14 protein-coding genes are annotated in these 12,207 nt (G+C 65.4%); 5 read left to right on the top strand and 9 right to left on the bottom strand.

Going from position 1 to position 12,207, the window contains the following annotated elements; all coding sequences use genetic code 11:
* The first annotated feature begins 53 nt into the window (after positions 1–53).
* The gene (locus A8V01_RS03050; protein WP_103094555.1) at positions 54–221 is read left to right on the top strand and encodes a DUF1674 domain-containing protein; all 168 of its coding nucleotides are present in this window, start codon (positions 54–56) and stop codon (positions 219–221) included.
* Between the two features lie 22 nt (positions 222–243).
* Here the strand turns inward: A8V01_RS03050 and A8V01_RS03045 are convergent, their stop codons facing one another.
* The 7 genes from A8V01_RS03045 to A8V01_RS03015 all read right to left on the bottom strand — a co-directional run bounded on the left by A8V01_RS03045 (position 244) and on the right by A8V01_RS03015 (position 7,288).
* On the bottom strand, positions 244–1,647 hold the full coding sequence (locus A8V01_RS03045; protein ID WP_103094554.1) for an efflux transporter outer membrane subunit: 1,404 nt from the start codon (positions 1,645–1,647) through the stop codon (positions 244–246).
* A gap of 2 nt (positions 1,648–1,649) precedes the next feature.
* Entirely contained in the window at positions 1,650–2,582 is a 933-nt protein-coding gene (locus A8V01_RS03040) for an efflux RND transporter periplasmic adaptor subunit (RefSeq protein WP_103094472.1), read from the bottom strand.
* Positions 2,579–2,794 (bottom strand): DUF1656 domain-containing protein, encoded by a 216-nt coding sequence (locus A8V01_RS03035; RefSeq protein ID WP_103094471.1) that lies wholly within the window; start codon positions 2,792–2,794, stop codon positions 2,579–2,581. Before A8V01_RS03035 ends, A8V01_RS03040 begins: the two co-directional genes overlap by 4 nt.
* Complete coding sequence (locus tag A8V01_RS03030) at positions 2,791–4,845, bottom strand: FUSC family protein (RefSeq protein ID WP_103094470.1); 2,055 nt, start codon at positions 4,843–4,845, stop codon at positions 2,791–2,793. Before A8V01_RS03030 ends, A8V01_RS03035 begins: the two co-directional genes overlap by 4 nt.
* The gene (locus A8V01_RS03025) at positions 4,842–5,294 is read right to left on the bottom strand and encodes a MarR family transcriptional regulator (RefSeq protein ID WP_103094469.1); all 453 of its coding nucleotides are present in this window, start codon (positions 5,292–5,294) and stop codon (positions 4,842–4,844) included. Before A8V01_RS03025 ends, A8V01_RS03030 begins: the two co-directional genes overlap by 4 nt.
* 156 nt (positions 5,295–5,450) lie before the next feature.
* Entirely contained in the window at positions 5,451–5,993 is a 543-nt protein-coding gene (locus A8V01_RS03020) for a L,D-transpeptidase family protein (protein WP_103094553.1), read from the bottom strand.
* 5 nt (positions 5,994–5,998) lie between these two features.
* Entirely contained in the window at positions 5,999–7,288 is a 1,290-nt protein-coding gene (locus A8V01_RS03015; protein WP_103094468.1) for an adenylosuccinate synthase, read from the bottom strand.
* 248 nt (positions 7,289–7,536) lie between these two features.
* Here A8V01_RS03015 and A8V01_RS03010 point away from each other — a divergent pair, with 248 nt between their 5' ends.
* Positions 7,537–8,409, top strand: a complete 873-nt coding sequence (locus A8V01_RS03010; protein WP_103094467.1) for an alpha/beta hydrolase — start codon at positions 7,537–7,539, stop codon at positions 8,407–8,409.
* Here A8V01_RS03010 and A8V01_RS03005 read toward each other — a convergent pair.
* Positions 8,406–9,545, bottom strand: a complete 1,140-nt coding sequence (locus A8V01_RS03005; protein ID WP_103094466.1) for an ATP phosphoribosyltransferase regulatory subunit — start codon at positions 9,543–9,545, stop codon at positions 8,406–8,408. The two genes, A8V01_RS03010 and A8V01_RS03005, sit on opposite strands and share 4 nt — an antisense overlap.
* Before the next feature lie 157 nt (positions 9,546–9,702).
* Between A8V01_RS03005 and A8V01_RS03000 the strand changes: the two genes are divergently transcribed.
* A complete protein-coding gene (locus A8V01_RS03000; RefSeq protein ID WP_103094465.1) occupies positions 9,703–10,464 on the top strand; it encodes an EF-hand domain-containing protein in 762 nt (253 codons plus the stop codon).
* Here A8V01_RS03000 and A8V01_RS02995 read toward each other — a convergent pair.
* Positions 10,452–10,631, bottom strand: coding sequence for a hypothetical protein (locus A8V01_RS02995; protein ID WP_103094464.1), 180 nt, complete (start codon positions 10,629–10,631; stop codon positions 10,452–10,454). The two genes, A8V01_RS03000 and A8V01_RS02995, sit on opposite strands and share 13 nt — an antisense overlap.
* Before the next feature lie 294 nt (positions 10,632–10,925).
* On the opposite strand from A8V01_RS02995, the gene A8V01_RS02990 reads away from it, so the two are divergent.
* On the top strand, positions 10,926–11,438 hold the full coding sequence (locus A8V01_RS02990; RefSeq protein WP_103094463.1) for a Csu type fimbrial protein: 513 nt from the start codon (positions 10,926–10,928) through the stop codon (positions 11,436–11,438).
* A gap of 15 nt (positions 11,439–11,453) precedes the next feature.
* A complete protein-coding gene (locus A8V01_RS02985) occupies positions 11,454–12,185 on the top strand; it encodes a fimbrial biogenesis chaperone (RefSeq protein WP_103094462.1) in 732 nt (243 codons plus the stop codon).
* Positions 12,186–12,207: the final 22 nt, after the last annotated feature.

Raw genomic sequence — 12,207 nt, 5'->3', positions numbered from 1 at the left:
GCCGGCCCCTATACCGGATTGCGTTTTTCCGCCACCCGCACCACATGCACCGCATGACCAAGCGCGCCACTCAACGTCCGGCGGCCTTCACCAAGCCCGCTCACTGGACCAACGACCCCGCTCCCCAGCCCGTCAAGGCCAAGGACGAAAGCGATCCCGACGGCCTTTCACCCACCCGCTACGGCGACTGGGTGCAAAAAGGAATCGCCATCGATTTCTGAGGCTTGCGCGTCAGCCGGGCCCCTATTGCTGCCAGCCGCCGCCCAGCGCCAGGAACACCGCGATCTGGTCGTCTACCAATGCGGTCTGCGCGGAAGCGTGGCTGACTTGCGCTGATGCAAGGCTGGCCTGCGCGCTCAGCAGATCAAGGAAATCGCTGCGGCCGAAACGGAACAGCTTGCCTGCCTGCTGCGCCGAAAGCCCGGCAGCATTCGCCGCACGGCCAAGCGCCGCCTCCCGCTCACGATCGCGCGCGTATGTTTCCATCGCCGTTTCTGCCTGCCGCAGCGCTTCCAGAACGGTGCCGTCGAAGCTGGCAAGATCGGCGCGCACTTGCGCATCTGCCTGATCGATCCGCGCGCGCACCGCAGGGCGATTGGGAAAAGTCCAGCTCAGCAGCGGCCCAAGGCTCATGTTGAAGCTGTCCCCGCTGCCGAATTCGTGCAGCGGCCCTGAAAAGCCCAGCGAACCGCCGATGCTGACCGAAGGATAAAGGTCGGCCGTGGCCACGCCGATGCGGGCCGTGTCGGCCGCAATGGTGCGCTCTGCAGCGCGAATGTCGGCACGGCGACGGATAAGCGCGGCGCCATCCTCCACCGGCATCGCCCCTGCAAGGCGCGGAAGCGTGGCGCATCCGGCCACTTCTGTGGGGAAATCCGCAGGCGGCCGCCCCAGCAGCGTCGCCAGCAGATAGAGCGAATTCTGCCGCGCGGCGGTGAAAGCCGGAAGCGCGGCAGCGCTGCTCTCCACCGCAGCGGCAGCGCGGCTGACATCGAACGCGGTGCCTCGCCCGCCCTTCTGCAGCCGCCGCGTAGCATCCAGGGTCTGGCGCTGCAGTTGGACCACGCGCTGGGTCACCGCCAGTTGGTAGTTGGCCGCGCAGACTTTTGCATAAGCGCTCGTCGTCGCGGCAGCCACGCTCACGCGCACGGCATCGCGGGCCGCCTCGGTCGCTTCGGCGTCCGCGCTGCTGGCCTCTATCGCGCGGCGCAGCTTGCCGCGAAGGTCCAGCGGGTAGCTGAGCGCCAGCCCAAGGTTATCGGTTACCACCCCCGGCAATGCGCGCCCGGTGGACGACTGACGCGACACGTCGACGCCGCCGCTTATCGAAGTCGACAAAGTTCGCGCCGCAGCGGCTTCATTCAGCACCGCGCGGGCACGATCAAGATTGGCCTCAGCCACGCGCAAGTCGGTGTTGGCCGCCAGCGCCTGCTCCACCAGGGCATCGAGCGCGGGGTCTTCGTAAAGCTTCCACCAGCGATCGGGCAGCGGCTCCTGCGAAAATGCCGCGCCCTTGGCCGAAGCGAAGGCGCCTTGCGCAGAGGGCGCGGTGGACACGGCATTTTCCGGCGGATGGTAATCCGGCCCGGCCGTGGCACAGGCCGAAAGAGCCAGCGCCAGCGCCGCCGAGGACAAGCAGCGCGCCAGTTTCACTGCGCTGCTCCCGTAGCCGCGGGCTTCGCTTCATTGCTTCCCTGCTTCTGGCCCTGAGCCTCGCCGTGCTGCTCCACCGTGACTGTCGCCGTGCGGCCAAGGATCAGGCGCACGTCCTTGGGCACATGCGTCAGCTTCACCCGCACCGGGATGCGCTGCGCCAGCCGGACCCACGAGAACGTCGCGTCGACATTGGGCAGCAGGTTGCCCGAATCGCTGCGGGTATCGTCATTGATGCCCGCGGCAATGCTTTCCACGCGGCCCTCGAGTATCTGCTGTTCGCCCATCAGCTTGACGCTGACCGGCGCGCCGATACGGATCAACGGCAGCTTGGTTTCCTCGAAGTAGCCTTCGATGCGGATCGAATCGCCATCGACCAGCGCCATCGCCTGACTGCCCGCCGCCACGTAATCGCCGGGGTGCAGGTCAAGGTTGGTTACGGTGCCGTTGACCGACGCGTGAACCTGCGTGCGCTGAAGGTCCAGCTTTGCACGATCGAGCGCACTCACCGCTTCCTGCACAGCCGCTCGGGCGGTGGCCACCTTGGCGACGTTCTGTTCATGCGATTCGGTGGCGACAAGGTCTCCCAGTGCCAGATCGCGCGATGCCTCGCGCTGGGCCTGTCCCAGCGTTGCCTTGGCGCTGGCCAGACTTGCCTGCGCTTCCTCCACCGCCAGCGAATAGCGCGGCTTGTCGATCACGAAGAGCAGATCACCGGCCTTCACCATCTGATTGTCCCGCACCGCCACCGACGTGACGAGACCGCCGATGTCGGGCGTCACACGCACAACATCGGCGCGGACACGCCCGTCGCGGGTCCACGGGCTGCGCTCGTAATGCATCCACATCCACCACGCGATGAACGCGGCAAGCAGGACGATGACGATGGTGGCGGCGCTGCGGCCGATGGTGGGTAGCAGGTTCTTCATGGGTGGAGACCAAAGTAGGTGGCGAGGAAGGAAAGCGCGCCGAACACCATGACATAAAGGCACAGGTCGACGAGCGCGCGATAGGCGACGATGCGATAGAACCCCACGAAGTCTGCCACGCGCATCAGCAGCATGGTCAGGACTGATGCGATCACCGCGATCAGCAGCAGGGTGGGCAGAAACACGCCCATGATGGAAACTTCGCCGTTCATGGCTGGCCTTTCAGCGCGGCGGCTTCTGGAAAGATGTTGCGACGAAGGGAAACAAGCGCCAGCGCGGCCTTGCGCCGCACCATGCGGTCCTCGTCACGGGTGAATATCCGCAGCGCGGAATCGATGTCCGCCAGCAGTTCGGGTGCGGCAGGCGGACGGTGATCGGGCTCCAGGCGGCGGTAATAGTTCGCCACGTCCGCAAGTACGCTATTCAGCGGAGCACTGCGGGCGGGGGGCAGACCAAGCCGAAGTTCGCGCAGTTCGCCGATCGCAACGCCGGTGCGCAAATCGCGCAGCACATCGTAGAGCGGCGCGCCCGGCTGCTTGCCGGACAGCGCCAGCCGAGGATTGAGCAGCGCAATGCGATCAAGCATCCGGTTGACCCAGCCGCGCACGTCGGGCGGTCCATAGACGTTCGCGCGCTCCGCAATATCGCGCCAGCCTGCCAGCAAGGTGCGGCGGATCGCGCTTTCCAGCCCCGCAGTCTGCAGCAGGCGGGCCATGGTGATCGCGAAAAGCACGCCCAGCAGCTGCGCGATCGAACTGTCGGCAAAGGTCACGAAGTTGTCGTTGTATTTCACCGCGATAATGAAAGGGCTGCCCATGCCGAGCAGAGCCGGAAGCGCCACCCCCGCATAACGCGGTGAATGCATCAGTGAGCCAAGCACCAGCAGCGGCGGTGCAAGGCTCATCGCCAGCATCGGGAACCCGTCGATCCGTGGCAGGATCGCGAAGGCATAGATCATGCCGATGATCGTCGCGATCAGGGTGCCGTTGAAGAACATCCACAAGGGCAGCAGCGGGTTGTCGGATGCCGAAAACAGCGCAAGGAACACGCCCGCCAGCATCACCGCCGTCGCCCCGTCATTCCAGCCGCTGCCGATCCAGAGCGTACAGCCCAGGATGATCGTCAGCGCCGCGCCCATCGCACCGCGCAGTGCGCCGCGATAATCGCGGTGAACTTCGCGGTTGCGGCGCCCTTCGAGCAGCGGTGGAATGCGCGCGGACACCGGCTTGCGATTGCGGGTCCCAAGCTGGGCCGCAAGATCACGGCAGTCCAGATGCGCGTCGATCAGGCTGGAAAGACGCGAGCCGAGGCTGAGCAGCAGCATGTCGTCCCAGTCCGAATCGGGTTCCACCTGTGGCTCCAGCGCGGCGCAGCGCGCTTTCAGCTCCACGGCAACCCGCTCACGCTCGTCACGGCTGCGTTCGATGTTGGCCAGCCATTCACGCGTGTCGGCCAGCAGCGACTGCGCCTCTTCGCTCAACCCGTTGCGCTCGCGCAGCGCTGCGATGCGATCGGCAACGGCGGCGCCCAGAGGCATCAACTGCGAAAGCTGATCCTGCAGCGCACGCACGGTGCGCACGCGCGGAGCAAGCCGGCTGGTTTCGAACGGCAGGTGGATCGACAGCTGGTGAAGTTCGGTGACATCCTGCGCAAGACGCCGCTTTTCCGCCTCGATCGAGGGGTCAGGTTCAAGCTCCAGCGAATCGCGGGTCCATCGTTCGGCATCGCGCAACATCATCGCCACGCGTCCGAGCAGGAACGTGGAGACGGAGCCGGGAAGCACGACCCCGTGGATCAGGCTGCCGCACAGGATGCCCAGCGTGATCTCCTGCACGCGCAGCGCGGCATCCTCGAAGATAAGGTCGGGCGTGCTGACGGTGGGCAGCACGATCAGGCAGGCGGTGTAGCCCGCAAGCACGAACATGTAGCCGCGCGGCGTGCGATCCAGCAGCGAAACGAAAACGCACAGCCCCAGCCACGCCGCCAGCGCCAGCGTCAGAAGTTCGGGCGAATGAGCCAGCGGCGGCACCATCAGCACCGAGGCCGCCGCGCCCACGAACGTACCGACCACGCGGAACAGCGCCTTCGACACTACCGCCCCCGCCAGCGGAGCAGCCACGATATAGGCGGTCAGAAATGCCCAGTAAGGCCGCTCCAGCCCGATCGAGAAGGAGATGTAGGCGGCAAGGATCGCAGCGGCGAAAGCCTTGAGCGAAAAGATTGCGGCCGGAATGCCCCAGCGCGCGGCTACACGGGCGTTCATGGCCGCCCTCGCATGTTTGCGATGCGGTCACCGACTTTCGCGATCAAATGAACCGCCGCTTCAAGGTCCGCATCGGGAATACCGTCCAGCAGTTCACCCCGCAGCGCCACCAGTCGCGCTTCAGCCTTGCGAGCGATGCGCGCGCCGTCATGCGTCAGGTGAAGGCGGTTCGCGCGGCGATCCTCTGCATCGGCAATACGCTCCACCAGCCCTGCGCCTTCCAGCTGGCGCACGGTGGTCGTCAACGATGCTTCGGTGATGCCGATGGCGCGAGCAAGTTCGGCTTGCCGCGCCCCTGCCCCCAGCCGCTCCAGATGGACGAGCGCCCAGCCTGCCGAATTGGAAATCTCCAGCGACGCCAGAATGCGATCGGCAAGCTGACGCCACGCCCGCGCAACGGGCGCGAGTTGAGTGGCCAGGTCATGGGCTAGGCTCGATCGGTCTGTCATGGGTTCCGGGGGGCTTGCTTCGAGCGGGTACTTAGGCTCCTAACTATTAAGCGGCAACCGGGTTGCCCTTGCGTTTTACAATCCAGCAATGCCGGAAATTGCAATTCATGCAAGCGTGACTTTCTGCACGCAAGGTTGCGTGGAAAGGTGTCCGCATCAAGGCTCTATTTCAATCGGTGTTCCGTCGGCAACGCCTTCCCACAGTGCCTCGATCTCATCGTCGGAGACAGCGATGCAGCCATCGGTCCAGTCACCCGGCACGCGGCTGGCGCCTGCCGTTGCGGCCCAGCCGTTGGGCTGGCCGTGGATCATGATCATCCCGCCTGCGGAGCGCCCGCGCGCCTCGGCGAAGGCCCTGTCGGCTGCATTGGGGTACGAGATATGGAGGGAGAGGTGGTACGCGCTGCCCGGGTTGCCCCAGTCGATGACATAGCGCCCTTCCGGCGTCCGCTCGTCGCCCTCGAACCGCTTGGGGCCGACGGGCTCATCGCCCAGTTGTATGTTCTCGATGCGATGAACAAGGCGCAACCCTGCGCCCTCGCTTGCGTAAAGCTCCATGATCCGCGCCGCCTTGCGCACGCGGATCATGGCGATATCGGGCAGTGTCAGCGGCTGGGCCGACCTCGGCGCCAGCATCGGGGCCGCATCGGTCGCGCCCAGCAGCAGGATCAGCGGGGCGAACCGAAGGACGCCCCGCATCGTCATCAGTCCACGAACGGATCGCGCACGAGGATGGTATCCTCACGTTCGGGGCTGGTGGAGACGAGCGCCACCGGCGTCTCGATCAGTTCCTGGACGCGCTGGATGTACTTGATCGCCTGCGCGGGCAGGTCCGCCCACGAACGAGCGCCTGCGGTGGTCCCCTGCCAGCCGTCCATTTCCTCGTAGATCGGCTCGACCGCGGCCTGATCCGCTGCGTGGCTGGGATAATAATCCAGCACCTTGCCGTTGAGACGGTAGCCGGTGCAGATCTTCACCTTCTCGAACCCGTCGAGAACATCGAGCTTGGTCAGCGCAATGCCGGTGACGCCGGAAATTGCGCAGGACTGGCGCGTCAGCACCGCGTCGAACCAGCCGCAGCGGCGCTTGCGGCCGGTGACGGTGCCGAATTCGTGGCCACGCTCACCAAGGCGCTGGCCGGTCTCGTCCTCAAGTTCGGTCGGGAACGGGCCGGAACCGACGCGGGTGGTGTAAGCCTTGACGATGCCCAGCACGAAGCCTGTGGCACAGGGGCCTAGGCCCGAACCGCTGGCGGCCGTGCCCGACACCGTGTTGGAGCTGGTGACGAAGGGATAGGTGCCGTGGTCGACGTCAAGCAGAACACCCTGCGCGCCTTCGAACAGGATGCGGGCGCCGGCCTTGCGGACCTTGTTGAGGCGCTTCCACACCGGCTGCGCGAACTGCAGCACGAAGGGCGCGATCTCGCGCAGTTCGTTCAGCAGCGCTTCGCGATCGATCGGGGGCTGGCCGAAACCGGCACGCAGCGCGTCGTGATGCGCGCACAGGCGGTCCAGCTGCGGCTCCAGCGCGTCCAGGTGCGCAAGGTCGCACACGCGGATCGCGCGGCGACCGACCTTGTCCTCGTAAGCCGGGCCGATGCCGCGACCGGTGGTGCCGATCTTGCCCGCACCCGCGGCCGCTTCGCGCAGGCCATCGAGTTCGCGGTGGACCGGCAGGATCAGCGGGCAGTTGTCGGCAATCGCGAAGTTCTCGGGATTGATCTCGACACCCTGGCCACGCAGCTTCTCGACTTCGGACTTGAGGTGCCACGGGTCAAGCACCACGCCGTTGCCAATAATCGACAGCGTGCCAGTGACAATGCCCGAAGGCAGCAGGCTCAGCTTGTAGACCTGTTCGCCCACGACCAGCGTGTGCCCTGCATTGTGGCCGCCCTGAAAGCGCACCACGGCATCCGCGCGGCTGGCGAGCCAGTCGACGATCTTGCCTTTACCCTCATCGCCCCACTGGGCGCCGATCACGGTTACGTTGGCCATGGATATACTCCTCCACCCTGCCACGGTGGATCCTATAACGCCCTTCGACAGGACTCGGCGATAAGGATTGTCTTTGGGGCAAGAGCGCCCCGGCTTTTCGGTCGGCGCCCTAAGGGCAAGGTGGGCGGCTAGTCAAGGCCCGAAGACGGCGTGGCATTTACCGACGGGTTACCCTTGATTACACTTCGCGACTTGCCCCTGCCCCCTCCGATTGCAACCTTGCAGGCACATCGAGAGAGCTTGCGACCATGAAGAAATCCCCCCTGATCACTACTACCTCCCTGATCGGCGCGCTGCTGATGGCGGCGGCTTCGCCCGCTTTCGCACAGCAGCCCGCTGCGGCACAGGCCCAGAGCCTTTCCTACGGCACAGATGCGCTGCAAAAGCTGGATTTCTGGCGCGCGCCGGGTCAGGTGCCCGCGCCGCTGGTAGTCTTCGTCCACGGCGGCGGCTGGAAGCGCGGCGACAAGGACGGCGCCACCGGCCCCTACAAGGTGGCGCACTACACCGGCAGGGGATACGCCTTCGCCAGCGTGAACTACCGCCTCGTCCCCGATGCAACGGTTGAACAACAGGCGCAGGACATCGCCGATGCGCTGGCCGCATTGCTCCGCCAGTCGGACAGGTTGGGCATCGCGCGCGGGAGGGTGGTGCTGATGGGCCACAGCGCGGGCGCCCATCTGGTGGCGCTGGTCGGCACCGACCCGCGATATCTGCGCAAGGCAGGCCTGTCCTATGCCGATATCCGGGGCGTCATCCCGATCGACGGCGCCGCCTACGACGTGCCCGGTCAGATGCAGGACGCAGGGCGAATGATGGGCGCCACCTACCGGCAGACATTCGGCACCGATGCGGCGCGGCAACGTGCGCTTTCGCCTACCTTCCAGACCGCTGCGCCCAATGCGCCCGAATTCCTGCTCCTCCACGTCCAGCGCGTTGACGGCGTGCGTCAGGCAGAGGAACTGGAGGCGGCACTGCGCAAGGCAGGCACGCATGTGGAGCGCGAAGGTTTCCCCGGCCGCGGATTGCCCGGCCACATGCAGATCAACCGCGAACTGGGCAACCCGACTTACGCGGCGACCGGCATAGTCGACCGCTGGCTGGCCCGCGTGCTCGGTTAGAGCGCCACCGCCTCGCCATTCTCAAGCCGATAGGTGCAGCCCAGCGCGCGCGCATCGTCCGCGTCCGACAGCGCGGCGACGGTCGACCAGCCGATCGCCCGCTGGCGCGCCGCTACATCGCGGTCGTGGCCAAGTGGAAGGAACAGGCGGCGCTCCTCGCCCGATGCGGCTGCCACCATCTCGATCAGCGGATCGGGGTAGAGCGAAAAACCGGTCGCGGGTTCGGGATTGCGGCCGGTCTGACCAAGGATCGCGTAAGTACCGCCACGCCCCATGCTGCCCGGAATACCGTCCGCATAGATCGTGAAGCCGAACCACGACTGGTACTCAAAACCATGCCGCTCCGAGGGATCAAGCGTCAGGCGGGCCTTGCCGCCCACGCGCGCGGCGATCGCCTTCAGCGCTGCGATACGACCGGAAAGCACCCCGCCTCCTTGCGCACCATTGGCATCGAAAGCAGCCAGACGCTCTATCGCGCTGTCGAACGGCCCCACGGCGTAAAGCAGCGGGAGATAGGCCCCGCCCCCTGCATCGACCAGTCCGCCCGCGTCCTTGGCGTCAAGCATCTGGCGCACGGCCTCGATGTTCTGCGCAGGCAGCGGCAGCGCCCCGGCGCTCAGCGTGTCGACGAGGTCGGGCAGCGTGAAGTCCACCGAAACGCCGGTGGCCCCTGCGGCACGCAGCGTCTCGATCGCCAGTTCGACGATCTCTGCCACCGCCTCGGTCGAATCGGCGCCTACAAGTTCAGCCCCAAGCTGCAGGCGTTCGCGCGCAGGGTCGAGGCCGTCGCCCTTGATGGTCACCACCTGCCCCGAATAGGACAGGCGCAACGGGCGCGCGGCTTCGGCAAGGCCGGTCGCCGCAATGCGCGCAACTTGTGCGGTTATATCCGAACGCAACGCCAGCATCCGCATCGACACGGGATCGACGAAGCGGAACATGCGGCGCACCTGTACACCCGCCATGCGGCTGGCCAGGGCCTTCTCAAATTCCAGGACCGGGGTTTCCACGCGCGCATATCCGTGGCTTGCCAGAACATCATGCGCGGCGCGGCGCACCGTCTGCGAGGCCCATGCCTGCTGCACCAGTCGGTCGCCCAGTCCTTCGGGCAGAAGATCGCGGTCGTTTTCCTGCATAATGGCCGCGCCCTTAACCCGAGATCGCGCCATTGTCGAATGTGCAAATCTGCGACGATTGGCGACGAATTTTTCATCGGCGCGGACGCTGCAACCCGCTAAGCGCAGATCGAAGCGTCTGGCGGGACGCTGCCCTTGAAACAACGAAGGCACGACGATGCGCCCTGCCCGCACGATTACCCCGCTTCTTGCCGCCCTGCTCATCACCCTTGCACCTCCCGCGCTTGCCCAGGGCATGCCCGGCGGGATGGATGGAGGCATGGGTGGTGGAGGAATGGGCGGCGGCGATATGGGGGGTGGCGGAGGCCCTCCCGGTGGCGGCGGCGGTGCCGGTCGTCCTCCCCAGCCGCCCAAGCCGATCAAGCGCGCCCGTTTCGACAAGATCGTCACCGACATGTTCCGCGACGCCGACACCAACCACGACGGCACCGTGACGCTGGATGAATTGCACGCACTGGTCGAAGCGCGCCGCGCGGCGATCATCAAGGAGCGCTTCATCACCATAGACACCGACCGCAACGGGTCGATCTCCATGGCCGAATTCACTGCATGGCAGGGCAAGATGGGCTCCGCCGCCTCCAGCGAGGACGCCGCGACCGGCGAGCGCAACGGTCCGATCGCAGAAGCGGTGATGCCCGATGCAGGCGACGACCGCCAGCTCGCCGCCCTGATCGAACCGCTCAGCGGAACGGTCATCGCTCGCGCCAACACCAATTACGATGCGGGCATCTCGCTTGAAGAACTGCTGGCCTACGAAGGAAAGCTGTTCGACGCTGCCGATACGGACCACGACGGCTATCTATCGATGGAAGAACTGCGCCCCAGAGACAAGGACGGACAGCGGATGCGCAGGCCGGGTGGTCCCATGGGGGCTCCTGCCGGCGGGCCTCCGCCCTGCCCACCCGGTCAATCCTGCTGATCCACGACCGTCGGAATGCTGCCTTTGCCCAAGCTTTCCACTGGACTGTAACGCCGTTCCTGCAAGGCTTCCCATAAAGGACGGCGCTGCACGATGATCGGGATCGAACGCCGCGCCCCAAGGCGAAGAAGGGCAATGACGCCCTCTCGCCCGGAGACGTCGATCACGGCCGCGCCATCTGATCGTCCGGCAGCCAGTCCAGTTAGCTCATGCCCAGTCTCCACACTAGGCCCGGACCCCATCGCCGCTTGCGAATCGATGGGCCTTGAGCGTAACGTGCATCAGCCTTAAATACGCGTTAGTATTAGACGCGACGCCAAATAAGGCGCAAAACAATTTCTCGGCATTTCAAACAATAGGGTTTAATACCGATATCCGCGGCGGTTAATCCCAAGATGACCCTATGCTGCGCTTGCGATAGTCTTGACGGGCACACTCCATCCAGCCTCTGGAGAGCCGTCATGCCCGTCTACCGCAAGATTTCCGCTTACATCGCGACAGCTTCCGCGCTTCTCGTTCCCGCAATCGCTAACGCGGCGGAAGTAACCGACACGTTCTCGGTCGAGATCACCATCGTCGACACTTGCACGGTTACCGCAGGTGGTCCCGCCAACATCGATTTCGGTGAGGTCGAGACGACCGAAACCGACCTGCTCGAACAGGGCGTGATCACGGTCAACTGTTCGCTCACGACACCTTACACGATCGGCCTGACGCCTTCCAACGCCGACACCACGGGCGCCGGCGAAATGGAAAGCACCGACGCGGCCATAACCGACGTCGTGCCCTACCAGCTCTACAGCGACGCCGGGACGACCGCGTGGGGCTCTGCCGCTCTTGGCGATCCGCAGAACGGTCTTGCCGGCACCGGAACGGGATTGGACGAGACCTATGACGTCTACGCAGGCGTCGCCAGCACCAACTATACGCCCGGATCGTACATCGACACGGTGACGGTCACTGTATTCTACTGACGGCGAGGCAAACCCTTGTCCCGAACTGCCTTTGCTGCGGCATGTTTCGCCGCAGGCTCGCTGGTCTGCGCTCCGGCGCTGGCCAGCGGCCTTCAGGTTTCTCCGGTCCTCGTCCGCATCATGGAACGGTCGAGCACGGTATGGCTTACCAATTCGGGTGGAACTGCGATGCGCGCGCAAGTGCGGGTGTTTCACTGGACGCAGGACAGCGGCAGAGATGCCTACGCCGCGACCGAGGAGGTGCTGCCGAGCCCGCCCTTCGTGGAGCTTTCCGGCGGAGCAAAACAGCTTGTCCGCCTGGTGCGTCGCTCGATGCCGGGCGGCGCGGGCGCCCCGTGCGAGGATGCCTATCGGATAGCGATAGACGAATTGCCCAATCCCGCCGCGCCGCCCGATGGCAACGGCCTGCGCTACCGGATGAGCTATTCGGTCCCGGTCTTCGTGACTTCGCGCGCCTGCCGCAAGGAGGAGCCGAAGCTATCCTTCGCACTTCCGGCAGCGGGTACGCTGGCGGTGGCGAACACGGGCCTGATCCACGCACAGCTTGCGGATGCCGCGATTGTCACGCCGGACGGTCGCCGGACACCGCTGGCGAAAGGGCTGGTCGGCTACGTGCTGCCGGGATCAACGATCAATTTCACGCTCGGCCCACGAGCGGGACTGCCGCCCCAGGGTTCGGCATTAGAGGTGACGGTGAATGGCAAGAAAGTCGCGCAGCCACTGGCGCGGACTTCTTCTGGTCAGTGAGACAGCTCTTATAGTTGCATTC

This window comes from Novosphingobium guangzhouense, assembly GCF_002896965.1.
Taxonomy (GTDB): Bacteria; Pseudomonadota; Alphaproteobacteria; order Sphingomonadales; family Sphingomonadaceae; genus Novosphingobium; species Novosphingobium guangzhouense.
Note: the sequence above shows the minus strand (reverse complement) of the source record. Positions and strands in the feature narration are given on the sequence as shown.